At 63.3% G+C, this 24,878-nt stretch carries 23 protein-coding genes; 9 read left to right on the forward strand and 14 right to left on the reverse strand.

Going from position 1 to position 24,878, the window contains the following annotated elements; translation table 11 throughout:
- Positions 1-220: 220 nt before the first annotated feature.
- Complete coding sequence (locus VGN46_RS01610; protein WP_331639920.1) at positions 221-1,882, reverse strand: FAD-dependent oxidoreductase; 1,662 nt, start codon at positions 1,880-1,882, stop codon at positions 221-223.
- A gap of 137 nt (positions 1,883-2,019) precedes the next feature.
- On the opposite strand from VGN46_RS01610, the gene VGN46_RS01615 reads away from it, so the two are divergent.
- From VGN46_RS01615 to VGN46_RS01635, 5 genes are all read left to right on the forward strand, one after another.
- Complete coding sequence (locus VGN46_RS01615) at positions 2,020-2,928, forward strand: type II CAAX endopeptidase family protein (RefSeq protein ID WP_331639922.1); 909 nt, start codon at positions 2,020-2,022, stop codon at positions 2,926-2,928.
- A 97-nt stretch (positions 2,929-3,025) separates the two neighbouring features.
- Positions 3,026-6,685: a response regulator gene (locus tag VGN46_RS01620; protein WP_331639923.1), complete on the forward strand. Its 3,660-nt coding sequence runs from the start codon at positions 3,026-3,028 to the stop codon at positions 6,683-6,685.
- Position 6,686: 1 nt separating this feature from the next.
- Positions 6,687-7,526, forward strand: coding sequence for a protein-glutamate O-methyltransferase CheR (locus tag VGN46_RS01625; RefSeq protein WP_331639925.1), 840 nt, complete (start codon positions 6,687-6,689; stop codon positions 7,524-7,526).
- Entirely contained in the window at positions 7,523-8,092 is a 570-nt protein-coding gene (locus VGN46_RS01630; RefSeq protein WP_331639927.1) for a chemotaxis protein CheB, read from the forward strand. The genes VGN46_RS01625 and VGN46_RS01630 overlap by 4 nt, the downstream gene beginning before the upstream one ends.
- Positions 8,089-9,078 carry a diguanylate cyclase domain-containing protein gene (locus tag VGN46_RS01635; protein WP_331639929.1) on the forward strand — a complete coding sequence of 330 codons (990 nt, stop codon included), beginning with the start codon at positions 8,089-8,091 and terminating at the stop codon, positions 9,076-9,078. The genes VGN46_RS01630 and VGN46_RS01635 overlap by 4 nt, the downstream gene beginning before the upstream one ends.
- A gap of 56 nt (positions 9,079-9,134) precedes the next feature.
- Here the strand turns inward: VGN46_RS01635 and VGN46_RS01640 are convergent, their stop codons facing one another.
- Positions 9,135-10,022, reverse strand: a complete 888-nt coding sequence (locus VGN46_RS01640; protein ID WP_331639931.1) for a LysR substrate-binding domain-containing protein — start codon at positions 10,020-10,022, stop codon at positions 9,135-9,137.
- A 62-nt stretch (positions 10,023-10,084) separates the two neighbouring features.
- Here VGN46_RS01640 and VGN46_RS01645 point away from each other — a divergent pair, with 62 nt between their 5' ends.
- The 3 genes from VGN46_RS01645 (at position 10,085) to VGN46_RS01655 (ending at position 12,773) form a co-directional block, all read left to right on the forward strand.
- Entirely contained in the window at positions 10,085-11,131 is a 1,047-nt protein-coding gene (locus VGN46_RS01645; protein WP_414675198.1) for a YeiH family protein, read from the forward strand.
- Positions 11,132-11,239: 108 nt separating this feature from the next.
- On the forward strand, positions 11,240-11,515 hold the full coding sequence (locus VGN46_RS01650; RefSeq protein WP_331639935.1) for an acyl carrier protein: 276 nt from the start codon (positions 11,240-11,242) through the stop codon (positions 11,513-11,515).
- Between the two features lie 13 nt (positions 11,516-11,528).
- Complete coding sequence (locus VGN46_RS01655) at positions 11,529-12,773, forward strand: beta-ketoacyl-[acyl-carrier-protein] synthase family protein (protein WP_331639982.1); 1,245 nt, start codon at positions 11,529-11,531, stop codon at positions 12,771-12,773.
- Here the strand turns inward: VGN46_RS01655 and VGN46_RS01660 are convergent.
- The 4 genes from VGN46_RS01660 to VGN46_RS01675 are packed head-to-tail and all read right to left on the reverse strand — an operon-like array spanning position 12,760 to position 16,798.
- Positions 12,760-13,623: a hypothetical protein gene (locus VGN46_RS01660; RefSeq protein WP_331639937.1), complete on the reverse strand. Its 864-nt coding sequence runs from the start codon at positions 13,621-13,623 to the stop codon at positions 12,760-12,762. The genes VGN46_RS01655 and VGN46_RS01660 overlap by 14 nt on opposite strands.
- Entirely contained in the window at positions 13,598-14,662 is a 1,065-nt protein-coding gene (locus tag VGN46_RS01665; RefSeq protein WP_331639939.1) for a GNAT family N-acetyltransferase, read from the reverse strand. The genes VGN46_RS01660 and VGN46_RS01665 overlap by 26 nt, the downstream gene beginning before the upstream one ends.
- 19 nt (positions 14,663-14,681) lie before the next feature.
- Positions 14,682-16,085 (reverse strand): aspartate aminotransferase family protein, encoded by a 1,404-nt coding sequence (locus tag VGN46_RS01670; protein WP_331639941.1) that lies wholly within the window; start codon positions 16,083-16,085, stop codon positions 14,682-14,684.
- Positions 16,082-16,798, reverse strand: a complete 717-nt coding sequence (locus tag VGN46_RS01675; protein WP_331639943.1) for an MtnX-like HAD-IB family phosphatase — start codon at positions 16,796-16,798, stop codon at positions 16,082-16,084. Before VGN46_RS01675 ends, VGN46_RS01670 begins: the two co-directional genes overlap by 4 nt.
- A 132-nt stretch (positions 16,799-16,930) precedes the next feature.
- Here VGN46_RS01675 and VGN46_RS01680 point away from each other — a divergent pair, with 132 nt between their 5' ends.
- Positions 16,931-17,695, forward strand: coding sequence for a MipA/OmpV family protein (locus VGN46_RS01680; RefSeq protein WP_331639945.1), 765 nt, complete (start codon positions 16,931-16,933; stop codon positions 17,693-17,695).
- Between the two features lie 7 nt (positions 17,696-17,702).
- Here the strand turns inward: VGN46_RS01680 and VGN46_RS01685 are convergent, their stop codons facing one another.
- The 8 genes from VGN46_RS01685 to VGN46_RS01720 all read right to left on the reverse strand — a co-directional run bounded on the left by VGN46_RS01685 (position 17,703) and on the right by VGN46_RS01720 (position 24,791).
- Positions 17,703-18,512, reverse strand: a complete 810-nt coding sequence (locus tag VGN46_RS01685; RefSeq protein WP_331639947.1) for a type II CAAX endopeptidase family protein — start codon at positions 18,510-18,512, stop codon at positions 17,703-17,705.
- A 47-nt stretch (positions 18,513-18,559) separates the two neighbouring features.
- Entirely contained in the window at positions 18,560-20,344 is a 1,785-nt protein-coding gene (locus VGN46_RS01690) for a DUF2235 domain-containing protein (RefSeq protein ID WP_331639949.1), read from the reverse strand.
- Positions 20,345-20,353: 9 nt separating this feature from the next.
- Positions 20,354-20,902 carry a hypothetical protein gene (locus tag VGN46_RS01695; RefSeq protein WP_331639951.1) on the reverse strand — a complete coding sequence of 183 codons (549 nt, stop codon included), beginning with the start codon at positions 20,900-20,902 and terminating at the stop codon, positions 20,354-20,356.
- 29 nt (positions 20,903-20,931) lie between these two features.
- A complete protein-coding gene (locus tag VGN46_RS01700; protein ID WP_331639953.1) occupies positions 20,932-21,447 on the reverse strand; it encodes a hypothetical protein in 516 nt (171 codons plus the stop codon).
- Positions 21,448-21,458: 11 nt separating this feature from the next.
- Positions 21,459-22,058 carry an XVIPCD domain-containing protein gene (locus VGN46_RS01705; protein ID WP_331639955.1) on the reverse strand — a complete coding sequence of 200 codons (600 nt, stop codon included), beginning with the start codon at positions 22,056-22,058 and terminating at the stop codon, positions 21,459-21,461.
- Positions 22,059-22,072: 14 nt separating this feature from the next.
- Positions 22,073-23,773 carry a type IV secretory system conjugative DNA transfer family protein gene (locus VGN46_RS01710; protein WP_331639957.1) on the reverse strand — a complete coding sequence of 567 codons (1,701 nt, stop codon included), beginning with the start codon at positions 23,771-23,773 and terminating at the stop codon, positions 22,073-22,075.
- 173 nt (positions 23,774-23,946) lie between these two features.
- Entirely contained in the window at positions 23,947-24,261 is a 315-nt protein-coding gene (locus VGN46_RS01715) for a non-heme iron oxygenase ferredoxin subunit (protein WP_331639959.1), read from the reverse strand.
- Entirely contained in the window at positions 24,258-24,791 is a 534-nt protein-coding gene (locus VGN46_RS01720) for a GNAT family N-acetyltransferase (RefSeq protein WP_331639961.1), read from the reverse strand. Before VGN46_RS01720 ends, VGN46_RS01715 begins: the two co-directional genes overlap by 4 nt.
- Positions 24,792-24,878 lie beyond the last annotated feature (87 nt).

A 24,878-nucleotide genomic window follows, 5' to 3' on the forward strand; every position in this document is an offset into this window, starting at 1 on the left:
AACACCCGGGCACGCAGAACCAGTTCTTCACGTACGAGCAGTTCGCTGCGGAATACAAGGAACAGTTCGGTACCGATCTGGCCTGAAAAAGCCTGTGAAAAAAGGGGCGGCGCAGCCATGCGTCGCCCCTTTTTCGTACCCGTTTTCTCTACCTGTAGGAAGCGCTTGCGCGCGATGGGCCTGGCCGCGAGCACCCATCGCGCGCAAGCGCGCTCCTACATCAGACCGGTGAGGGATGGAGGAAGCGGTGGATGGCGTGGACCACCACCGAGCCCTCGCCGACGCCGGCAGCTACGCGCTTTACCGAGCCGGACCGCACATCGCCTACGGCGAATACACCGCGCAAGGTGGTGGCATACGGTGATGGTGTCGCGTAACCATCCGCATCGCGGCCGGTGAGTACGAATCCCTTCTTATCCAGGTCAAGGCAACCCTGCAGCCACCCGGTATTCGGCTCTGCGCCGATCATGACGAACAGGGCCGCCACCGTCACGCGCGTCTGCATGTTGGTCTTCACGCAATACCAGCCCACTTCGCGCAGGTACGCGTCGCCATCGAGGTGGTCGATCTCGCAGTACGGATGCAGCGTGATGCTCGGTGACTGGGTAATGCGCTGTACGAGGTAGTCGGACATGGTGGCCGCCAGCCCTTCGCCGCGCACGAGGATATGCACATGCTTGGCCGTGCGCGCGAGGAACACCGCTGCCTGGCCCGCGCTATTGCCGCCACCGACCACGACCACTTCTTCGCCGGCGCACAACGTGGCTTCCATGGCCGTCGCGGCATACTGGATACCCTGGCCCTCGAAGCGTTCGTAATCGACCTGGGCCAGCTTGCGGTAACGGGCACCGGTGGCGATCACCACCGCGCGCGCCTTGATGACGGTGTCGTTGCACAGGTGGAGCTGGTAGGGGTGGCTGCCACAGTCCATGGTTCGCACTTCCCGGGCGATCGCCATATGCGCGCCGAACTTCATGGCCTGCACCTGCGCCCTGCCCGCCAGTGCCTGGCCGGAGATGCCGGTCGGGAAACCCAGATAGTTTTCAATCTTCGAACTGGTACCGGCCTGCCCGCCCGGCGCCAGCGCCTCGAACACCACGGTATCGAGGCCTTCCGAGGCGGCGTACACCGCGGCGGCCAACCCGGCGGGGCCCGCGCCGATCACGGCCACGTCATAGACGTGGTTGGTATCCAGCTCAATCGTGATGCCCAGCTCATCGGCCAACGCGGGCGTGCTCGGGCAACGCAGTACGCGGCGGTCCGGCAGGATGACCACCGGGCACTCGTCGGGCTGGAGGCCGAAGCTCTCGATCAGGTGCCGCGCATCGCTGTCGATGTCGGTATCGAGGAGCCGGTGCGGATAACCGTTGCGGATGAGGAAGCTGCGCAGCCGCACCGTATCGGCGGCGTGGGCGGAACCGGCCAGCAAGACGCCGCCCTGCCCGCTCTGGATCAGCCCCACCCGGCGCAGGATGAAGGCCCGCATGATGATCTCGCCGATATCCGGCTCACCGGCGACCAGGCGGCGGAAGCCCACCGGATCGACGCGCACGAGGCGCGAATCCACCCCGGCGCGGCCGTTGACCATGGTCTGGCGGCCGCTGAACAGGTCAACTTCGCCGGTGAACTGATGGACGCCGTGGACGACCACGATGCGCGGCTGGCCATCATCGCCGACGTCGTAGATCTCGATGCTGCCTTCAAGCACGAAGAAGTAGTCGATCCGGCGTTGGCCACGCTGGAACAGGATCGTCCCCTTGGGTACCTGTTCTTCAACGCCGTAGCGCACGACGCGTGCCGCCATGTCGTCATTGAGTCGCGGAAAGGTCTGCTCCTTCCGGTTCATGGGGCTTGAAGGATCGTTGTCTTGCAGCGTCGACATCGGTGATTCCGGTGCTTTCGGGGCCGGGGCGCCTCCCGCCCGGGACGATACCGTGAGCGGAGGGAACGATCTTGTATCGGAGCACTATCATGCCTGCGTAGACTTCACCACGCACCCGTCCACAAGGCCTTGAGCCCATGACTGCCATCGAAGCCCCTGTCGCGCATCCCTCGCTGCCCGTCCGCCTGCTACGTTCGCCCGTCGGCCGCATCCTGGCCTTCGCGATCAGCGCGTGGCTTATAGGCGTGGTGTGCAGCCGCATCTATAACGGCCTGGGCCTCCCCCGGGGCAGTATCGCGTTCGGCGAGGTCACGCCGGTCATCGAACTCTTCCGGCTGCTGCCCGTCGTCCTGGCGTACTGGTTGCTCGTCCGAACCATCGAACGTCGGCACATCGACGAGCTGGCAGCACGCAAGCTCGTCCCCCACGTGTTGATCGGGCTCGCTGCCGGCTTCGTGCTGTTCTCCCTTGTCGTGGGCGCCTTGTCGGCCTTGGGGGCCTATGTGGTCACCGGAACGAACCACGACGTGCCCTGGCTGGGCCTGGTGCTGGTCCTCGGCGTAGGCGCCGGGGTCGGCGAAGAGATCGTCAGCCGCGGCGTCCTCTTCCGTATCGTCGAAGAGGGCCTGGGCACCTGGATCTCCTTGCTGCTCTCAGCCGCCTTCTTCGGCTTCATGCACATCTGGAACCCGCACGCCACGACCTGGAGTGCGCTGGCCATCGCCCTCGAAGCCGGCCTGCTGTTCGGGCTGATCTACCACGTGACCCGTTCCCTGTGGCTTTGCATGGGCGCTCATGCCGCCTGGAACGTCGCCCAGGGCCCGTTCTACGGCATCCCGGTTTCCGGCTTCGAACTGAAAGGCTGGCTCGCCTCTCGCATGCAGGGGCCGGACTGGCTCACCGGCGGCGAGTTCGGCGCCGAGGCCTCCGTGGTGGCCCTTTGCATCTGCTCCACACTGACGGCCGTATTACTGGCCATCGCTATCCGCCGGGGCAGCCTTGTACCGCCGTTCTGGGCTCGCCGCGAGGCTAAGCCGGCCGCCTGAGCGGCCGATAGTGTGTGGTTGGCCAAGGAAGGCGCGCCGCGGTTCGTAGTACTAAACATGGGCACCCGCCCGACCCTGCCCCACTACCGGTCATCGCATGACTCCCACCGAAAAGAAGCGCAGCTGGCTGGCTGACCAACCCCTCCAGCGAAAGATCATCCTCGCGATCGGCGTCTTGCTCGCCCTGTTCGTGGCGGCCTGCATCGCCAACCTGGTGACGCTGGCGCGGGAGACCGACACCCGGTCGTGGACCAGCCATACCTATGTGGTGCTGCTCCGGCTGGATGATGTGAGTGCCGATGCGCAGCAACGGCAGGTCGCCGCCCGCGGTTACCTTCTGAGCCAGGGTGACAGCGAGTACGCCGATTTCGAAGCGGCGGACCGTAACCTTGCTACCAGCGTGGCCGACCTGCGCCGGCTCACCGCCGACAACCCGCTGCAGCAGGGTCGACTCGACCGCCTCCAGGACATGCTGGACCGCTGGAAGGCGGATGCCCTGAAGATCGGCATGGAACCCATGCGCGCCATCGGCAACGCGGCTACCCCGGAAGGCGCCCTCGCCCGCGACGGTATCCGCCGCGACTACCTCTCGCGCCGCACCGTGCTGATGGCCGATATCGGCAAGCTCATCGACGAAATGGCCGCCACCGAACGCGTCCTCCTCGACAAGCGCAACGCGGCGCTCGACTCAACCCTTGCCGCCACGCAGACCGGCAACCTTATCTCGCTATTGCTATGCCTGCTGACCGGCGGCCTTGTCATCGCCATGACGTTCCGGCTTATCACGCGCCCACTGGTGCGCATGACCGAACTGATGACGCGCCTGGCCGCGCATGACCATACGATCGAAGTACGCCAGCTGACCCGGCGCGATGAGATCGGCGAAATCGCACGCTCGCTGCAAGTCTTCAAGAACATGTCGATCGAAACGGCGGGACAGACCTGGCTTAAATCGGCGATCACATCGATCTCCAACCGCTTGCAGGAGTGCACGACCTACCGCGACTTCGCGGACGCACTCGTCACCGAACTGGTGACCTCGCTGAAGGCCGGCGTGGGCGTGTTCTACCTCTACCACGAGGAAACCCGTCGGCTGGAACTCACCGGCAGCTACGGCTTCCGCCAGCGTCGCCACATCACCACGGAGTACACCATCGGCGAGGGCCTGGTGGGCCAGGCTGCCGCTAACCGCCAGGCCATCGTGCTGCAAGACGTGCCCGAGGACTACACCCGGATCCATTCCGGCACGGGCGAAGCGGCGCCGCGCAGCATCGTGGTCGTGCCCGTCGTTTCTCGTGACACCCTGCTCGGCGTGATCGAGATCGCCAGCTTCGAACACCTCAGCGGACAGCAGGAGCGCCTCCTCGACGAGCTCATGCCCATCGTGGCCCTCTCGCTCGAGAACCTTGGCCGCGCACTGCGCACCCATGACCTCCTCGAGCAGACACAGAGCCAGGCCGACGAACTGCGCACCTCCGAAGAGGCCCTGCGCCACCAGCAGGATGCATTGCAGGCCACCAACGGCGAACTGCACGCCAAGACCGCCGAGTTGCAGGAACAATCGCAGCGCCTGATCGCCTCCGAGGAAGAGCTGCGCGTGCAGACGGAAGAGCTGCACGCCTCCAACGAAGAGCTCCGCGAGAAGAGCCTCACGCTCAACCACCAGAAGGACGCCCTGGAATCACTGCAGAAAGAAACGCACGAGAAGGCTGAGGAGCTGGCCCGAGCCAGCCAGTACAAGTCCGAGTTCCTCGCCAACATGTCGCACGAGCTGCGCACGCCGCTCAACAGCCTGCTGATTCTTTCGCGCAGCCTCGCCGATAACGACGAAGAAAACCTGACCGGCGAGCAGGTGGAATCCGCCCGGATCATCCATGATGCTGGCTCCAACCTGCTTCGCCTCATCAACGACATCCTCGACCTGTCCAAGGTAGAGGCAGGCAAGATGGAGTTGATGGTCGATACGTTGTCGCTCGCCGACCTCGCCCGTACGCTCGGACGCACGTTCAACCACGTGGCGCAAGAGAAAAAGCTGGCGTTCGATGTGCAGCTCGCGGATGGCCTGCCGGCCAGCATCCAGACCGATGGCGGCAAGCTCGAGCAGGTGGTGAACAACCTGCTCAGCAATGCGTTCAAGTTCACCGCTGCGGGTAGCGTGCGCGTGCGCATCGCCCGGCCAGCGCCGGGCACGCGGTTACCTGCCGGGCTTGAGCCTGGCCACACCATCTGCATCGCCGTCACGGATTCCGGCATCGGCATACCGCCCGACAAGTATCAGCGCGTCTTCCATGCCTTCGAGCAGGTGGATGCCAGCACGAGCCGACAGTACGGTGGCACCGGACTCGGCCTGGCCATATCGCGGCGTATCGCCATGTTGATGGGCGGCGACATCACCCTCGACAGCGAAGTAAACAAGGGAAGCACGTTCACCATCTTCCTTCCCGACGAGGCACCCGCCTCGGCCGGCGAACGCATCGAACTGGTCTCCCGCGAGCAGGCCGCCGCCGAAGCGACCCTGCCGCTATCGCCTTCACTCATCGCCGAATCCATCGATGACGACCGTGCATCACTCGCCCCGGGCGATACGATCATCCTGGTGGTCGAGGACGACCCCGCGTTTGCGCGCATCCTCGCCGACATGATCCATCGCAAGGGCCACCGCGTGCTTGCCGCCGCGGATGGTGAGACCGGGCTGACCCTTGCCCGTCAGTACCGGCCCACCGGCATCCTGCTCGACGTCATGCTGCCCGGCATGGATGGCTGGACGGTGATCGATCGGCTGAAGCACGACGCCGCCACGCGACACATCCCCGTGCACTTCATCTCGGCGACCGACGATGCAAGCCGCGGCATGGAGCTCGGCGCGGTGGGCTTCCTCACCAAGCCGGTCAGTCGCGAATCCATCGCCGCCGCGTTCGACCGTCTCCTGCATTTCGCCGAAGGGCGCACGCGCCACCTGCTGGTGGTCGACGACGACCCCAGCGCCCGTACCGCCGTGCGTACCCTGCTGAAGGACGATAACGTCGTGATCGACGACGCGGCCTCCGGCGAGGAGGCGCTGGCGAAGACCGCTGAAGTCACCTATGACTGCATCGTGCTTGACCTGGGCCTGCCCGGCATCTCAGGCATGGAGTTCCTTGAGCAGTTATCGCAATCCGGCAATACCCCGCCAGTGGTGGTGTATTCCGGCCGCGATCTCTCCCGCGAGGAGAGCATGAAGATCCGCCAGTACACCGATAGCATCGTGGTGAAGGGTGCCCGCTCACCGGATCGCCTGCTCGACGAGGTGAGCCTGTTCCTGCATTCGATCCGCCACGGCGGCGCCAGCGCCTCGGCCGAGCGACCGACAGCGGCGAGTGGCATGGACGAGGCTGACCTGCGCGGACGTCGCCTGCTGCTCGTCGACGACGATATGCGCAACTTGTTCGCGCTATCCAAGGTGCTACGCGCGAAAGGCATCGATGTCGTGATGGCCCAGGATGGCCAGAAGGCACTGGATGCCCTGGACAGGGATCCGGCACTGGAACTCGTGCTCATGGACATCATGATGCCGGTGATGGATGGCTACGACACCATGCGCGCCATCCGCTCCAAACCCGCCGTGGCTAACGTGCCGATCATCGCGCTGACCGCCAAGGCTATGCGCGGCGACCGCGAGAAGTGCCTGGAAGCCGGCGCCAACGATTACCTGTCCAAGCCGATCGACGTGGATCGCCTGCTCTCGATGATCCGCGTCTGGCTGCCGGTCAGGGCCTGACGTGGACGTCGAGGACATCGAGATCGAGCTGTTCATCCGCGCCATGCAGCGGAGGCACGGCTATGACTTCGACAACTATGCACCTGCGTCGCTCAAGCGCCGCGTGCTGCAGTTGGTGCGAACGCACGACGCCGGCACGATCAGTGAGCTGAACCGCCGGCTGCTTCACGAGGACGGCTTCGTCGCGCGCATCATTGAAGGCCTTTCGGTGCCGGTCTCCGAGATGTTCCGCGACCCTCCGGTGTTCCGCGCCCTGCGCGACAAGGTGCTCCCGATGCTCGCATCGTACCCGGAGATCAACATCTGGCAGGCGGGATGCGCGCACGGCCAGGAGGTGTACTCGCTGGCCATCCTGCTTGAAGAAGCCGGCCTGTATGACCGCACCCGCATCTACGCCACGGATTTCAATGAGGCGGCCCTGCAGATCGCCGCCGAGGGCATCTATGCCACGCGCGATGCACGCGACTGGTCGCGGAATTACCTTGAGGCCGGTGGCCTGAAGTCGTTCAGCGACTACTACAGCGCGCGCTACGAGTTCATCAAGATCGACCAGCGCCTGCGCCGCAACGTCACGTTCTTCAACCACAACCTGGTCACCGACGAGGTGTTCTGCGAAGCGCATCTCATCCTGTGCCGCAACGTCCTCATCTATTTCAACAACACCTTGCAAGACCATACGCTGGCCTTGTTCCGTGACAGCCTGGTACGTGGCGGATTCCTCTGCCTGGGCACGCGAGAAAACATCGACTTCTCGCCGGCTGCCGCGTGCTTCGTCGATATCGACGCCGGGCTGCGTATCTACCAGGCTGCGACGTCCGCCGTGAGACCCATGGCGCGATGACGTCCCGGACCGCTATCGCCCTGGGTTGCAGCGCCGGCGGCCTGGCGGCCCTGCAATGCGTGCTACCGGCGCTCGATAAGCGGCTCGTCGTCCCGGTGGTGGTCTGCTGCCACACGGGTTCGGCGGACGTCTCGCTCCTCGTGGAGCTTCTGGCACGCGTCTCCGCCCTCCCCGTCGTGGAAGCCACCGAGCGTGCGACCGCCGATCCCGGCGTGATTTACGTAGCACCCAGCGGGTATCACCTGCTGGTCGAACCGAACGCGCATTTCTCACTCAGCGTGGATGCGCGGGTCACTTATGCAAGGCCATCCATCGACGTGCTGTTCGAGACAGCGGCCGATGCATGGCAAAGCGGCCTCGTGGCCGTCCTTATGACGGGCGCCAATTCGGATGGTGCCCACGGCCTGAAAGCCGTAAGGAAGGCAGGCGGGTACGCGATCGTTGAGAACCCGGAAACCGCGACATCCGATGTGATGCCCCGCGCCGGTCTCGATATTGCCGGCGCCGATGCCTGCCTGCCCCTCGACCAGATCGCGCAACGACTCAATGAACTGTGTATGCCATGACCCCGATCCGCCCCAAGATCCTCGTCGTCGACGATACCCCCGCCAACCTTGTCGCCATGCGCCGCTTGCTGGCGCGCGCCGACGCCGACCTTTTCGAAGCGTCCAACGGCAACGATGCCCTCGCGCTATGCCTGGACCATCAGTTCGCCCTTGTGCTGCTGGATGTGAACATGCCAGGCATGGATGGCTTTGAGGTCGCCGAGCTCATCGCCGATATCGAACACCTGCGCGAGACGCCGATCATCTTCGTGACGGCCGCTTACGCCGATGATATCCATCGGCTGAAGGGGTATTCGGCCGGCGCGGTGGATTACATCGCCAAGCCCATCAACGATGCGATCCTTCAGTCCAAGGTGAAGGTCTTCCTTGAGTTGTACCGGGCACGCGCCCTGCTCCAGCATGCGCTGGACGAGCTCTCTGTACGCAACCAGCAGCTCACCACCGAGGTGGCCGAGCGCACGCGCATGGAGCAACTGGTCCGCCACCAGGCGACCCATGATGCGCTGACAGGCCTGCCCAACCGCGTGCTGTTTCGCGAGCGGCTGGAAGCGGCGATTGACAACGCGAACGCCGGCGGCACGCCGTTCGCCCTCGCCTACATTGATATCGACGGATTCAAGGGCGTTAATGATGGCCACGGCCACGCGGCAGGCGATGAGCTGCTGAAGGCCATTGCTGCAAGGATCGATGCGCGTACGCGTGGCAGCGATACCGTGGCGCGCCTCGGCGGCGATGAGTTCGCCGTGCTGCTGCACGATACGAGCGGTGGCCCAGGCGCGGTCGCGCGCTGCCAGACCCTGTGTGATGCCGTCGCGGAGCCTTACACCCTGACCGTTGCTGACCTGCGCATCCCGGCGAGGATCGGGGCGAGCATCGGCGTCACCCTGTATCAGCCCGGCGATGCCTACGACCGCCTCGTCTCGACCGCGGACGAAGCCATGTACGAAGCCAAACGCGGCGGCAAGAACCGCTGCATCTTGAGGTAGGAGCGCGCTTGCGCGCGATAGGTCTGCGGTAACGTGGATCGCGCGCCAGCGCGCTCCTACATCTCGGTGCCTAGCGTTGAGAGGAACGCTTCCAGCACGGCCCCGCGGTAGCGTTGCCGGTGCAAGAGGACCGACAGTGTCCGTCGCAGGTCCAGGAACGGCGTGGGCAGGACGGCAAGGCGACCTGTCGCCACGGCATCGACCACGGCCACCTCTGGCAGGCATGCAATACCCAATCCTGCGATCACCGCCTGCTTGATCGCCTCGGACTGATCCAACTCGAGCACGGTGCGTCCTTCCGGCAGCTCCGCCAACGCTCGCTCGCTGAGCGCACGCGTCGCCGAGCCACGCTCGCGCAATACCCAGCGCTCACCAGCGAAGTCTTCACGCTTCAGTCGTTTTCTGCCCGCGAGCGCATGCCCCGGGCGCGCGCACACGACAAGGCGATCGTCGCGCCATGCCCGTGCCTCCAACGCGGCGTGGGTCACCGGGCCCTCGACACAACCGATATCGACGTCGTGATCAAGGACGCCCTGCGCGATACGATCCGTATTGGCAACGGTCAGGCGCAACGCCACCGTCGGATGCCCCTCGGCGAACGGACCGACAAGGTCGCCCACCAGATAGTTGCCTACCGTGTTGCTGGCACCTACGCGCAGTTCACCCGAAAGCACCGTCACGGCGCCCGACGCCCTGCGTGCGAACTCCGCGTGGCGCTCGACCAGTTCACGTGCAAGCGGCAGCAGGTTGCGGCCACGGTCGTTGAGGCGTAGCCGGCCACGCTCACGATCGAACAACGGCTCACCGATTTGCCGCTCCAGCTCGCCCAGGGCCATGGACGCAGCAGGCTGGCTCAGATGGAGCCGTTCGCTCGCCGCCCGGACACTGCCGGTGGTGGCGATATCCACGAAGACTTCAAGTTGCCGTGGGCTGAAGGCATGCATAAGCAGAGCTTATTCCTAGGATCAAGCATCTTCAATATTCTTATTGGTCGCGCGAGCGGACAATGACCGGGTCCCAAGAAAAAAAGGCCAACCCCGTGTCCACCGCCGCCCTATCACCTGCCCCCGAAACCCGTCTGCCCGGCATCTTGCTGGCCTTTGCCGTGGCCGCGGTCGCCTTCGGGCTGGGGCGCCTGATGCCGCTGGTGGGCGGCGCCGTTTGCGGCATCGTCCTCGGCATCCTCGTCCGCCACTTCGCTGCGCCTTCCGCGCGGTTCCAGCCTGGCATCAAGTTCGCCGGCAAGCAGATCCTGCAGTGGTCGATCATCGCGCTCGGCTTCGGCCTCAGCCTTAACCAGGTGGCGAAAACCGGCCTGGAATCACTGTCGGTCACGCTCGCGACGGTGGCGGCCGCAGGACTTACCGCGTGGATTCTCGGCCGCGTGTTGCGCGTCCACGACAAGTTGCAGGTCCTGATCGGCATCGGCACCGCCATCTGCGGTGGCTCGGCGATCGCCGCGGTCGTGCCCATCATCAAGCCCGATGACCACGACACCGCGTTCGCCATCAGTACGATCTTCCTGTTCAACCTGGTCGCCGTGCTGCTGTTCCCCTTGCTGGGCCACGCCATGGGCCTTTCCGACCTGGGTTTCGGTTTATGGGCAGGTACGGCGATCAACGACACCTCTTCGGTCGTGGCCGCCGGTTACAGCTACAGCCATGCCGCAGGCGACTACGCCACGATCGTCAAGCTCACCCGCGCCACCCTCATCATCCCCATCTGCCTCGCCATCGCCTTCATCGTGGCGTGGAAGCAGAAGCGCAGCGGTGCCGCTGACTTCAGTCTCGCGAAGATCTTCCCGTGGTTCATCCTCTGGTTCCTCGTAGCATCCGGCGTGCGTACTGCCGGCCTTGTGCCCGAAGCCATCGTACCCATCATCCACTTCATCGCCGAGTGCCTGATCATCGTAGCGCTCACTGCGATCGGCTTGTCGGCAGACCTGCGTCGCATGGCGAAAACGGGGCCCCGCCCCATCCTGCTTGGCCTCGGCACATGGGCGGCGGTTGCACTCACCAGTTTGCTCGTACAGCACCTGATCGGCCGCTGGTAAGCTCCTGGATGGCGAAAGCCGCAGCAAAGGCGCGCGGCATAGAGTGATTCCCGTTGGGCAGCAAGGCCACCCTGGGGTGGCCGGGTTCACTGCGCTCCGGAGGCCGTCATGAATACTGATGTCGCGTCGCGGATACTGGATATCGTCGCTAGGCAGAGCGGAAAAGATCGCGCTGTCGTAACGACCGGGATGACCCTCAAGGAGCTCGAGGTCGATTCACTCGAAGCCATCGAGACCGTGTTCGAGATCGAGGAGGCCTTCGGCATCCAGCTCGCCGACGACCAGAACCGTACTGGCACCGACACACTCCAGGACCTCATCGCGGCCGTCGAGGCAGCACTGGCGCACCGTGATGGGCCTGCAAATTCCGCGCACGCCGCCTGAGGCCCCCGCCACGATGACCGCGGGCGCCACGACGCGCCCTGATACGTCGCGTGTCGTCGTGACCGGCATGGGAGCGATCAGCGCCCTGGGCAACGACGCCGCGACGCACTGGAGTGCGTTGCGGGAAGGCTGCTCCGGCATCGCCGGGCTCGTACACCCCCGCATCTCTGAGCTGCGGGTACACGTCGCCGCTCAGGTACATGGGTTCCATCCTGAAGCTCATTTCGACGAACGCTTGCTCGCCTTGCTGGATCGCGTCTCGCAATTCGCCATCATCGCATCGAAGCAGGCGGTCGCCGCATCGGGCTGGTCGCCACATGGCACGCCAGCTTCTCGCATTGCCGTCGTGGTCGGTACGGGCGTCGGTGGCGAGACCAGCCGGGATGACGAATGCCGGAAACTCTATGCCGACGGCGCCGCGCGCGTACACCCCTTCAGCATCGTGCGTGCCATGGCTAGTGCGCCAGCCAGCCAGGTCGCCATGGCCCACGGCGCGACAGGCCCGGTGTTCGCCGTGAGCAGCGCATGCGCCTCATCCAACCATGCGATCGCCCAGGCCGCGCTGATGATCCGATCGGGCATCGCGGATGTCGCCATCGCGGGTGGCGCGGAGGCGTGCCTGAGTTTCAGCGTCCTCAAGGCATGGGAAGCCATGCGCGTACTGGCGGATGACACCTGCCGTCCCTTCTGCCAGCAGCGGCGTGGTCTCGTGCTTGCCGAAGGTGCAGGCATGTTCGTACTTGAATCGCTTGCCCACGCAAAAGGCCGCGGTGCTACGCCTATCGCCGAGTTGGCGGGCGTAGGCATGAGTTCCGATGCGGGCGACATCGTAGCGCCTTCGGCCAGCGGTGCCGCGGCCGCCATGCGCGCGGCCCTTGCCAGTGCAGGCCTGGCACCCACCGACATCGATCACATCAACGCGCATGGCACGGGCACGCCATCCAATGATGTCACCGAGACACAGGCCATCCGCGAGACATTCGGCAGGCACGCCGATCGCATCGCGGTCACGTCGACCAAATCCATGCACGGTCATGCCTTGGGTGCGGCAGGCGCGCTCGAGCTGGTCGCCGTGTTATGTGCCATGCGTGATGGCGTGGTACCGCCTACCGCCAACTTCCTGAGCCGGGATGATGCTTGCGACCTTGACGTCGTGACTGGCCTCGCACGCCCCATGGCGATCCGCGCGGCGCTGTCCAACTCCTTCGCGTTCGGCGGCCTGAACGCCGTACTCGCCTTGACGGCTACGAGTGGATAGCGGCAAGCAGCCGCAGATTCAACGCGTGCTGCTGTTCCTGCCAGCCACGCAGGCGCACGGGATCGATGTCCGGTTGCTCGTCCATCGCGCTTAGACGGCGTTTCCACCAGGTTCTGTAGGTGTAACGGGAGATGTCACCGGTGATGTCGCTGGCGAGGATACGGCCACGCAGGCTGTGGATGATGGCCGCGCCACCGTCTTCGCTCAATGTGCCCTGGTCCCAGTTGGTCATCGCCACATCCGGCGCATAGGCATCCTTATCGATCGACAGATACACCGGCTGGCCTGCGCGGGCCTGGCTGGTGACGAAGGCGTCCACCATGGCGTCGCTGCCTGCAAACGAACGGAACGCACCCTCCACGCCTAGCTTGTTGGCCCAGCCCGTGTCGACGCCATTCGACCAATAGGTGAGTTTTCCGGCCTTCAGCGGGCCGAGGTAGTTCTCCCACGCGCGGCTCTTGCCGATATCTTGAGACGTAATGCCGATGACATGAACGTGGCTGACCCGCGGGAGCATAGCCACCCGTCGGACCCACGAACCACAGTGCACCCCAAGCGGAAAGCGCATGTTGTCGGGGTGGTTATCAAGGACCACCACCTGGAAGGCCTGCGTACCGGGGACGCGATCGACAAGTGGCCAGGTCAGGTGATGAAAATCGCCGCTGCCAAGAAAGACCGTCCCGTGCTCCCGCGGCAGCGAGGCATCGAGGATCAGCCCAAGACGCCGCAACCGGCCCAGCGAGCAGCCGAAGCGTACGCCCTCTTCGTACTCGCGTAACGGAAGCACCAGGCGATCCGGAAGCTCGCCCACGGAGCCATCCAGGTCAAGGACGATGGGCCGCGAAATCATCGGTGGCCCAGTGGCTGTCGGATTCGAAGTGATGAATGAAACGCCCCGCCACGGCACGCAGGATCGGGTTGCGGATATAGACCGCATGACGCGTGAGATGGAAACGCGCGCCAAGGCTGGCCTTCACGTCGGGATCGCTCCACCCGGCAATGTAGTGGGTGAGGCCTCGCGACAACGCGTATTCGAGGTTGATGAACCAGCTTACGAAGTACAGGTTTAACTCACGCGCCGCCGGATAGGCGAAGCCCACGTACTTGTCGAGCAGCTTGCCGCCATGCTCGTAGCAAAGGTTCCAGCCGATCAACTGGCCCTCGTGCCGGTAAGTAAACACCACCCCGCCAGGCTCGCGCAGGGTGGCCGCGAAAAACTCGCGGGAAAGCTTATCGAAATGAACATCGCTCTGCGCATAGACGTTCTCGAACAATGCGTAGTAAGCATCGACGACTGCGTCATCAGCGAAGGCATTACCGGTCGAAAGAGGGACTACCTCGAGCTGGTCACGCACCCGTAGCTTGCGCCGGAGGTTCTTCCGTCGCGATGCTGAAAGGCGCGACAGGTAGTCATCCGTCGACGTGAAATCGATCGGCACGTAGGCCAGCGCCTGGCCTTCGACGATCAGATAGCCCTGCTCCCGCGCCGCATCGACAAAGCGAGCTGTCCACCCGCGGTCGCCCACGGAGGTCAACGGCGAATCGACGGCCAGGTCCTTGACGATCAGCAACGGTTGCTTACGCCCGTACAGGGTGACCCAATCGGCGGCCACTTTGGCCGGGTCGCTCGTTCGACGGAACAACGCATACTCAGAGACAGTCGTTCCGGCAAAACAGGTGCGGACGCTCAGCAAACGCTTAAGCAGCCCGTGCAAAGGCCACATCGCGACGTGCTTGCGTACGGCCTCATCCGCCGTGGTCAACAGGTTGAAACGGGCCCTGAAAAGGGGAGCGCCATCCGCCGTACGAAGGGGGGAGAATCCGCGCGGCGGATGGCGCTCGAACTGTTCGAGCAGGGATGCAGGCTCAAGCTGGTTAACGAAAGCCATGACAGGCTCTACCGATAGATCAGCCGCGCTTGGCCAGCGTGATCAGCTGGTCGAGCAACGCGATGGCGAGATCGATTTCGTCGTGGCTGATATCGAGCGAGGGTGCGAACGTGATCACGTTCTTGTACCAGCCGCCCACATCCAGCACGAGACCGATCTTCTTACCTTCGTGCGTGAGGCCTCCGGCCAGGCCGATGTCGACCATGCGGTCAAGCAGCGCCTTGTTCGGCGTGAAGCCGTCGTCCGTGCAGATCTCGGCGCGCAGCGCGAGGCCGAGGCCGTCGACATCGCCGATTTCCTTATGGCGTTTCTGCAAGTCGCGCAGGCCATCGAGGAAGTGCTTACCCTTCTCCGCCACCTTGGTCTCGTAATCCAGCTCATAACCCATCTGGATCACTTCCAGACCCAGGGCGGTGCCCAACGGGTTGGAGTTGAAGGTCGAATGCGTCGAGCCCGGCGGGAAGATGGTCGGATTGATCAGCTCTTCGCGTGCCCACACACCCGACAGCGGATTCAAGCCATTGGTGAGTGCCTTGCCGAAGACGAGGACATCCGGGGTCACGCCGAAGTGCTCGATCGACCAGAGCTTACCGGTGCGCCAGAAGCCCATCTGGATTTCGTCGACGACCATCAGGATGCCGTACTTATCGAGCACCTTCTTGAGGTCGATGAAGAAGTTCTTCGGCGGAATGACATAGCCGCCCGTACCCTGGATCGGCTCGACATAGAACGCGGCGTATTCGGCTTCGCCGACCTTTGGATCCCACACGCCGTTGTATTCAGTCTCAAAAAGGCGCTCGAACTGGCGCACGCAAGCGTCGGAATATTCTTCCGGTGTCATGCCCTTCGGGCGGCGAAACGGGTACGGGAACGGGATGAACTGCGCGCGCTCGCCAAAGTGGCCGAAGCGGCGGCGGTAGCGGTAGCTCGAGGTGATCGACGAGGCACCCAGCGTACGGCCGTGGTAACCGCCCTCGAAGGCGAACATCAGGCTCTTGCCGCCGCGTGCGTTACGGACGAGCTTCAGCGAATCTTCTACCGCCTGCGCACCACCCACGTTGAAGTGCACGCGACCATCGAGGCCAAACTTCTGCTTCGCATCCACGGCGATCGTCTTGGCAAGCTCGATCTTGCCCTGGTGAAGGTACTGGCTGGCCACCTGCGGGAGCAGGTCGATCTGCGCCTTCAGGCGATCGTTGAGGCGCTTGTTGCCGTAGCCGAAGTTCACGGCCGAGTACCACATCTGCAGATCGAGGAACGGAATGTTCTCGCTGTCGTAGATGTAGCTACCTTCCGCATGGCGGAAGATCTTCGGCGGGTCGACGTAGTGCACGGTATCGCCGAAGGAACAGTACTTCGCTTCGTCGACCAGCAGCGCTTCGTCATCGATCACGACAGAGGGATTGCGGGAAAGAATGTTCATACAGGCAGTTCCACGATATTCGGCACGGAAGTAGGCAGGACGGTCTTCGACGGTAGGCGACCGTCGAGAAGATCAGGGAGTAGTTCGAGGGCTTCGTCGAAGCAGGCAATCGGCGCGTATGGGATCCCCGAGGCACGGCAATGTTCGATGAGGCGATTCTTTGCGAACACGAAATCAACGCGATCGGCCGCGCAGAAGTCCGAAGCACCATCACCGATCAACAGCGTTTTACCGCCACGGTGGCGCGCCGCGTCGACGCGCGCGCACTTGCAGGTGCCGCTACGGCAACCATCGGCACTGAACGGCGAGGTAAGGTTCCAGCCGCGTGGCGTGGACTGCCGCAGATGGTTCGCGACGGTGGGCAGGCTATCGATGCCGTGGTTGGCGAGGATCGCGTGAATCGCGTGGTCCAGGCCATCGCTCACGATCTCCAGCGGAATACCAAGGTCGATCGTCGCCTTTACGAAGGCGGCAAAACCGTGGTCGATGTGCAGGCCGCTGAGATGCGTCGTGAGCTCGTCGTGGCTCATATCCAACAGCGCCACCTGCCCGGCCATGCATACGGCGGAGCCGATGCGCCCTTCGCGCCAGTCGCGCTCCAGCACTTCCCAACCGGGGCGACCGTAGCGATCGAGCAGTGAATCAATCACGTCTTCCACGGCGATGGTGCCGTCGAAGTCGCAAAGAATGTTCCAATCGGGCGAAGTAAGCACGAGCTAAGCAGCCTTTCCACAGGTTGCTGCGAAGGCTAGGGACACATCCTTTCGAGCCCCTTTCCCTTTTACGAAAGCATTTTGTAAGGATTTTTTGGGATGCTCGTGTCTTCGCCCCGTCATAAATGTCGCATGCGCCGCACGTGCCTCGCCCTGCTTTCCGCGCTTGTCCTGGCTCCCGCCGCGCATGCCGAAGACGACACCCCGACCTACGCATTTGGCGTGGGCGTGCAGCGTATGCCAGCATGGCAGGGGTCGAAGGACACGCGTAACCAACCGGTGCCGTATATCGACATCGAGCTGCCCGGCGTCGGCGAAATCTCAACCACCGACGGCCTCATGATCGACCTGATCCACGGCGAGCACTGGCATGGCGGCCTTTATGGCAATTGGCTATGGGGTCGCACGCATAACGAACTCGGCAGCCAGCTCGGCGGCAAGGTCGCCTCGCTCTCACCACGCTGGCAGGGCGGTGGTTACCTTGAATATGCGTTCGACAAGCGGCTCAGCGTCGGCACGCATGTGGCTCATGACACGAATGGCGCCGGCGCCTACACCGCGCTTTATGCCGACTGGCAGCTGCCCGATGTGTGGTACATCCAGCACTCGCTGGAACTGCAGGTGGAAGGCATGAACGGGGCGGCGATGACCCGGTTCTTCGGTGTCACGTCGAGTGAGGCGCAGGCCATCGGCACGGCGCCCTACCAGCCCGGCGCGGGATGGCATTCGGCGAACCTTGAGTACGATGCGTTTGTACCGACGTCACAGCAGACCGGTTTCGCGGTCGCTCTTTCGTACGCCCGGCTCTACGGCAACGCTGCCGATAGCCCGCTGGTGCGCGACTTTGGTGCTCGCCGCCAGCTGACGACGACGCTGGCCTTTGTCGTCCACTTCTGAGCCTGGATCAGGCCGGATCGGGGTTGAGATCGTCGCCTTCCACATGGTTGGGGATCGCGAAAAGCACGCCCAACATGACCACATGTGCGCCGGCGGACAGCAACGGCGACCATGCGGGCGTCGCGATGTCATAGGGCAACACCGTGTCGATCAGCTGGTTGGCCAGGTTCCAACCCCAGTGCAGGCCCACGGCGAGCCACAGGTTGCCTGTGCGAACCACGGCGGTCGCGTACGCAAGGCCAAAGCAGAACAGCATGACCCACGTGGCCGGCTCCGTGCCCAGGCGGTACGCATGGTTCATCAGGTAGACCACGGCCGATACCACCACAAAGACCCACGGCGTCCACGCGATACGCGTGGCGCGGTAGAGGAAGCCGCGCGTCAACAGGTCTTCCGCGAGGGAAGGAACGAAGGTCACCACCAGCGCCAAAGGCAAGGTGGATACGAACGACATAACCGCGGCGGCCGCCGTCTCCGGCGCCCTTGCGGTATAGACGCCCAGGCCCAGGCCGAGGCACACGGCGACGTACTTCAGTAGCAAGGCCAGCACCAGGCCACCGCACACCAGCGCGGGCGTGCTGCGCCGCCATTCCAGCGCGTAGGCATCGTATCCCTTGAAGCCGAGCCAGCGGCCGAGGGGCCACGCCACGACGAGCATGGCCACCATGAGGACGCCGCTTACCGTGAGGCGATGGAACACGTGCCCGCCCACGCCCTCCGCCAGGTGGTAGAGGACGAGCAAGACAACGAACGCGATGACGACGCGCTTGCGGTCGACGGCAGGCATGGATTCCCCGGTGACGATGGTGCGGCGCACAGCTTAGGGCCTCCGGGCCCTTGCGCGCCATAGCCCGCCGGGCCCGTTCAGCGCGACATCGACATTCCCTGCTCCTGCTGCTGGGCCATTCGCATCTGCTGGTCCTGCTGGACCTGATCCATTTGCTGGTTGGCGACCTGCAGGTCACGGGAAGCTGCCTCGACAGGTGTCTGGAAGGCCTCGAGCGCGTCGAGCTTGCCCCACTTTGCACGCGGGTCGTCCACGTCACCGCGGAACGCCTGGTAGAGGTGCACCTCCGGCAACAGGTTGCCCTGCTTGTCCTGACCGAGGGAGACGTGGCTCACGTCGCTCATGCCGCATTGCTTTGCCGTGGCTACCGAACAGTGGGCCAGGCGGTCCATTTGTTGCGGGCTTAGGGTGATGCCCTCCTCCTTGTGGACGGTGGTGAGCTGGTCGTGGATGGAGTTGTAGAGGCGGTGGTCGCGATGGGTTGGGTGGGCTGGGCTGGTGGGCGAAGGGCTGGCAGAAGTCTCGGGGTCCAGACGAGGGAAACGGCTGAACTCGATGCGGTTGTCGTGAGCGGCGTCGATGCGGCCACCCGAATCCAGGACCGGCTGGCTCTGCCGTTCAGCGAAAACGTCCGCCCGGCTTACTCGATCCTCTCTTTCGGGTGCGTGCTCATGAGCCTCGTGACGCACGGGTTGATCCGAATCCTGTTCCAACTGGAGCCCAAACTGGCGGTCGAGGTCCATGACGTCGGAAGGCACAGGACCCACCTGCACGCGCGCCCTATCAGGCACCTCGGCAAGTACCTGCTCGCTCGTCTCTTCGGGCAACGCGCACTTCACCACGGGACGGCAATCTGGCGCTCCCTTCTGCGCACCACGCACCCCTCGGGTCCCCAGACGATCATGCACGCGCGTGTCGTAAATGAACGAGTGCTCTTCTGAACGATGACCAGGATACCGGTGAATATCGTCATAGAGCTGATAGCGGTCAAGCAGCTTCGTCTCACTGAGTCCATTGATAAAGTCGATCCCAAAGTTGCCATTCGCACGAGCCAAGCCGTCTTCGTGGTAACTCCCGCCAACATCCGAATGTGCCCCAGGCACCGTGATAGCAAGCAGTCTCCCGTCGGCCGAGAGTCCCTGCGGAATGATCATGGATGACGGGAACTGGCTCCGACGCTCGTCCTTGGCCACGATCTGGATTCCGGCGACCACCGACGATGAAACGCGGCGGTCATGACGGGTTGGGTGGCCGGTCGCGACGGGGTCGAACAATGCAACGGCTTGCGGGATCGTTCCGGGCTCAATCAGCTGCTGTCGCTTCCGGCCATTCTTTGAATAGACCCCATGCTCATGGATATCCCTTGAGAACGACATCGACTCCTCGCCACCCCGACTGAAGCCTGTGGAGACAACGCGAATCCGCGCCTGCGGTTCCTCAGCTAACCACTCCTTCACTCTTAACAAAAGTTGGTGCCTCATGATTTCGACACGCTCATCATGCGAATAGCCTATGGCACCGTCGACGATTCGTGGCACGAAGCCTGATTGTGTGCCGGGTCCCGCAACATAGAACGTGGATACACGAGGGTCTTTGCGCGATTCGAGCTGCTTCGCGAGCCTGCCAACATTAGTCATGTGGTGCGGATCACCATCCGCGTCATTGCCCGTGCCGTCAAAATTCGCTATGAAAAGTCGCTCGTGCGGATCGTCTTCATGCAAAAGCAATGGGACGCGCATTGATCCAAGAAGATGCTTCGCCGCGTCGTATGACCGCAAATCATGAATGGTTGAAGGGTCGATCGAGACGCCATCCACCCGCCTTCCATCACGACCAACCTTGTGCTTTTCCTTGACCTTCATGTCAATCCCTTAGTATGTCTTCGAGTACGCCAGAACTGAGTCCTGACGAAGCTTGTAGTTTCTGTCACGGTCGTTCCGCGCCTTTCTCAGGAAGACCATCGACTGCATGAACACCTGAACGGTACGATCGTTGACGACCAGTAAAATCATGGGCTCACCAGTCACCCCATCGTCATCGACGTCTTCGACAGGATCTGCGTGCAGAACCACGCGATTCCTGAAAATTGAAGCGATATCGACCGCAGCCTCGTGACTTTGACCATCCAGTGACTTCCATGAAACGACCGTCGGATCGGGGAAGTTTCGAATTCCGAGTTGTCCGTGCCTCGCACTCCTGATGACACCATCCATCAATGGCGAGATCGGACCGCCCTCGAGCTCTTCTACCTGATAGCGGTTCGCGTAGAGCACCTTGCAACTACGGGTATTCCCACACTCCGCGGAAAATCCGTGGTGACGAAAGTGCGTCGGCCTGGGCGGCCGATTTTGTGATTCGGCCGCTCCACACGCCGTTGTCAGAAGGGTTATCGCCGCCAGGGCGATCAGTCCAAGTCTCATCCTGTTTCTCCCTATACCTTCTTGTTCCGTCAGTACGTCGCCGTGTACGCCAATACCGAGTCATGACGCGTAACGATCCCCGACCCCGACCGGCTCAGGACACTCACAATCGATCGCATATAGACGCGGAGGGTCCGGTCATTCACGACCAGGAGAAGGACGGGGTCGCCATAGCTGCGGCCGTCATGAACCTCCTCGACAGGATCTGCGTGAAGGATGATCTGGTCCCGAAATATCGACGACATATCGATCTGCGCTTCGTGCGTGTCGCCGTCCAGCGATCGCCACGAAACGATGGCCGGCCCCGGGAAGTTGGCTATGCCGGATTGACCATTCCACGAGCGCGTAAAAAGGTCGTCGCGTAGCGATCGCGGGGGCTGGCTCTCCGTTTCGTCGATCTGGACACGATCCGCGTAGGTGACCTTGCATCGCAGGGTATTGCCGCACTCAGCTGAAAAGGCGTGTTCATCAAAGCGCGCCGCACGGGTCACGCAGCCCGAGGTGAGCACCAACAACACCGGAACGAATAACGCTAGCGATTTCATGGTGACCCCGCCTACTGCCACGGATTGCCGCTGTCGTAGGTCATGCCGCGATCCGTGTAGCGAATCGTCAGGATCAGCTGGTTGTGCTTGGCCGAGAGACCCGAAATCGCAGGAATGTCCACGGCGCCCGCCCGCCTTCCGTCTTGCCCCTTACCCGGATGCTGATGGAGCGTGAGCAGGCGTGATGCCCAAGGCGCCCCCTTCGGCCACGACTCGATCTCGTCCACCTTCTCCAGCTTGTTCAGGCGGGCGCAGAAAAATGCCGCCATGGCGATACGCTCGCCCTCGTCATCCGAGATCCGGTGCTTGCTATCAGTCCGGAATTTCTCGATCAGCGTCCGGATATCCGCGTACATGGCGTGCTGCGGATGGCATTTATCCTGCGGCCCATGGATGTACGGATCCGATGGGCATGCGCCTTGCGACGGGGCGCGGATGTACACAATGTCATGCTCTTCTGCCAGGTCCTCGATCGAGATGTCCGGCCAACTTGCCGCCTCCTCCGAACCTTCCGTCGCAAGATCGACGAGCTCCTGCCTGGTCTTGCCTCGATCATCGGGTGTCGCGCAGCCCGCCAGCACGAACCACATGCCCACAGCGGCGGCCGCCATTCGCTTACTCCTCTTCATGACACTCCCTTCGAGGGCTTCACGCCCTTCACCTTCAAGATCTCAACCTCCACCTTCGGCTTCAGCCGCCTGGTGAAGTACTTCTCCTGGTAGTAGCGGATCTTGTCCGCCATCACCGGATGTGGAATGCCCTCGTAAAAAAACACCTCTTTGTCCGCACCCATGGCCTTTAGCTCCTGCGGCAACATGAGCGCCCGGCGTTCTTCGTGGTGGCTGATACTCACGTCGTGGCCGCGGGTGATGTTCTTCTTCCGCACGGTCGTGTAGCCGAGCATTTCTGAGTAGTCGTTGGCGTCACGCTGTTCGCGCGGGGTGTAGACGATCTGTAGCGCGTGGTTGGTGACGAACGAGCGGGCGATGTCAGGGCCGTAGACGGCATCGAGCTGGGATAGGCTCTGGATGATCGGCAACAGGCGCAGGTTGTAGCCGGCGATGAAGGAGACGGCGCTGGCGAGGATGTCAACGCGGCCCATGGCGGTGAATTCGTCCATCAGCAACAGGCACTGGTGCTTCAGCGTGGGATCCTGCGCGGGGAGCTCACGCGTGTTGAGCTTCACCAGCTGGCTGAAGAACATGTTGATGATGATCCGGCTCTCGGCCAGCTTGTTGGGCTGGATGCCGATATAGATGGTCATCGGCTTCCGGCGCACGTCGGTGAGCAGGAAGTCGTTACCGCTAGTGGCGGCATCTAGCACGGGGTTGAGGAACATGTTCAGCGGTTCGCGGAACGTGCCCATGATCGAGGCGAAGGTATCGTCGGATTGCGATAGCAGGTTGCTGAAGGCGTTCTGTGCGGTGTCGCTGAGGAAATCCTCGCGTGCAAGACCTTGCAGATAGCCCTTGAGGTCATCGCCATCGCCGGTCGAGATGCGGAAGACCTCGCCAAGCGTGGGCTCGGCTGGCGTCGTCAGCCGGCTGCCACTACCCTGCGCGTCTCGCCGTTCGAACAGGTACATCGTGAAGGCGACGAACGCGTTCCGCGCCTGACTGACCCAGAACCCCTGGTCACCCGCGCCATCCGGGTACAGGGTTTCAGCGAGCGACATGAGATCGGACACGCGGAACGAGCCATCGGAGACGTAGTGCAGCGGGTTCCAGCGTGCCGTGCGCATGTCCTCGGCGAAGGGGTTGAACAGGTACACCGCCTGCCCCTGCTTCGCGCGCCAGCCGCTGGTGAGGTCGAAGTTCTCCTGCTTGATATCGAGGACGACAACGGACCCTTCGTAGCTCAGCAGGTTCGGAATGACGATGCCCACGCCCTTGCCGCTGCGCGTGGGTGCAGCGAGGATCGCGAACTGCTGGCCGGACATGTAGACCAGGCGGCGGCCCCGACGGCCGACCACCAGCGCCGTGGGCGAGCGCTTGAACATCTTCTTCCGGGCGAGGTCACGGTTCGACGCGAAACGGGCGCTGCCATGCAATGCCTGCGATGGCGCGCGGAACATAAGCAGCAGCACCATCGCGGCGACCACGAGCGGCACACCGGCACCAAGGCCACCTGCCAGCCAGATTCGCCACGCATACGGCTGGTAGGCCGGTTCGTGCAGGTGTGGGTAGTAGCCCCACCACGCCATCCACCAACGCGGCCCGGAGTCCACGCCGAGTAACAAGCCCGTGAGGTATGCAGCAAGCCACGGTACCCACGCCAAGGCACCCAATACGATCGCGACGGCGACCGCCACTTTCCCTGTACGCATGACACTCCATCCCGCTCTGGTTCGAGCTGGAATTCTTTGCCACGCATGGGGTGCGTTTCAACCAGGTTATTCGCAACCCTATGTAGTACTTTGACTTACAAGAGTGCGGCGTTTGCCTGACAAAGCCTGTCAGGTAATTCGCGTTTCAGAGATGACTCAAAAAGCGGCCGCGCTCAGCGGTCGTCGCGCGTCCAGATGAAGCCTTCCGCTTCCTGCACCGGAAAGACGGTCACCGGCTCGTAGGCCGGGGGGCAGGTAACTTCACCGGTGCGCACATCGAAGCGCGCGCCGTGACGCAAGCATTCCACCTCAAAGCCCACCAGCGGACCGCCGGCGAGTTCCCCGCCGTCGTGCGTGCAGACATCTTCGATAGCGTAGAGATCGCCATCGATGTTGTAGACGGCGATCGCAGTATCACCATCCCATGCCACCTTGAACTCACCGGGAAGGAGCTCGCTGCGCGTCCCGACTTTCACCCAGCCGTTCACGCCCCGAGTTCCTTTACCAGGTACTCGAAGCGCAGGTCATCGCGCTGGGGGATGCCGAAGCGCTCGTCACCATACGGGAAAGCCTTGGTACGGCCGGTGCGCGCATAGCCGCGACGTTCGTACCAGGCAATGAGTTCGGCGCGGATTTCGATCACCGTCATCTCGACCCGCGTGCACTGCCATTCCTCGACCGCGATGCGCTCGACCTCCTCGATCACCAGACGACCGATGCCGGTGCCCTGGAACGGGGGGTGGACGGAGAACATGCCGAAGTAGCACACCCCATCCTGCCGCTCGATGTAGCAGGAGGCGGCGACCAGGCCATCGCGCTCGAACAGCACGAAGCGGCCATTCGGGCCGGTCAGCAGCTCTTCGATCTCGGTGACGTCGGTGCGGCGGCCATGGAGGAAATCGGCCTCGGTGGTCCAGCCATCGCGGCTGGCATCACCGCGGTAGGCGGATTCGACCAGGGAGGCGATGACGGCAGCGTCGGCCTGGGTGGCGGTGCGGAACGTATGCTTCGGGGTCATGTGGGCATTTTAGACGCGGGGGGAGCTTCGCGCGCAAGCGCGCTCCTACACGAGACCTGCGCAGGCTCTTGTAGGAGCGCGCTTGCG

Source organism: Luteibacter sp., from assembly GCF_036500425.1.
GTDB lineage: Bacteria > Pseudomonadota > Gammaproteobacteria > Xanthomonadales > Rhodanobacteraceae > Luteibacter.

Coding starts and splice junctions, on each gene's coding strand:
- VGN46_RS01720 (WP_331639961.1), bottom strand. CDS start 24,791: ATGACCCCGAAGCATACGTTCCGCACCGCCACCCAGGCCGACGCTGCC.
- VGN46_RS01650 (WP_331639935.1), top strand. CDS start 11,240: ATGAATACTGATGTCGCGTCGCGGATACTGGATATCGTCGCTAGGCAG.
- VGN46_RS01680 (WP_331639945.1), top strand. CDS start 16,931: ATGCGCCGCACGTGCCTCGCCCTGCTTTCCGCGCTTGTCCTGGCTCCC.
- VGN46_RS01655 (WP_331639982.1), top strand. CDS start 11,529: ATGACCGCGGGCGCCACGACGCGCCCTGATACGTCGCGTGTCGTCGTG.
- VGN46_RS01710 (WP_331639957.1), bottom strand. CDS start 23,773: ATGCGTACAGGGAAAGTGGCGGTCGCCGTCGCGATCGTATTGGGTGCC.
- VGN46_RS01660 (WP_331639937.1), bottom strand. CDS start 13,623: ATGATTTCGCGGCCCATCGTCCTTGACCTGGATGGCTCCGTGGGCGAG.
- VGN46_RS01635 (WP_331639929.1), top strand. CDS start 8,089: ATGACCCCGATCCGCCCCAAGATCCTCGTCGTCGACGATACCCCCGCC.
- VGN46_RS01665 (WP_331639939.1), bottom strand. CDS start 14,662: ATGGCTTTCGTTAACCAGCTTGAGCCTGCATCCCTGCTCGAACAGTTC.
- VGN46_RS01700 (WP_331639953.1), bottom strand. CDS start 21,447: ATGAAATCGCTAGCGTTATTCGTTCCGGTGTTGTTGGTGCTCACCTCG.
- VGN46_RS01705 (WP_331639955.1), bottom strand. CDS start 22,058: ATGGCGGCCGCCGCTGTGGGCATGTGGTTCGTGCTGGCGGGCTGCGCG.
- VGN46_RS01640 (WP_331639931.1), bottom strand. CDS start 10,022: ATGCATGCCTTCAGCCCACGGCAACTTGAAGTCTTCGTGGATATCGCC.
- VGN46_RS01690 (WP_331639949.1), bottom strand. CDS start 20,344: ATGAAGGTCAAGGAAAAGCACAAGGTTGGTCGTGATGGAAGGCGGGTG.
- VGN46_RS01620 (WP_331639923.1), top strand. CDS start 3,026: ATGACTCCCACCGAAAAGAAGCGCAGCTGGCTGGCTGACCAACCCCTC.
- VGN46_RS01610 (WP_331639920.1), bottom strand. CDS start 1,882: ATGTCGACGCTGCAAGACAACGATCCTTCAAGCCCCATGAACCGGAAG.
- VGN46_RS01630 (WP_331639927.1), top strand. CDS start 7,523: ATGACGTCCCGGACCGCTATCGCCCTGGGTTGCAGCGCCGGCGGCCTG.
- VGN46_RS01670 (WP_331639941.1), bottom strand. CDS start 16,085: ATGAACATTCTTTCCCGCAATCCCTCTGTCGTGATCGATGACGAAGCG.
- VGN46_RS01615 (WP_331639922.1), top strand. CDS start 2,020: ATGACTGCCATCGAAGCCCCTGTCGCGCATCCCTCGCTGCCCGTCCGC.
- VGN46_RS01645 (WP_414675198.1), top strand. CDS start 10,085: ATGACCGGGTCCCAAGAAAAAAAGGCCAACCCCGTGTCCACCGCCGCC.
- VGN46_RS01695 (WP_331639951.1), bottom strand. CDS start 20,902: ATGAGACTTGGACTGATCGCCCTGGCGGCGATAACCCTTCTGACAACG.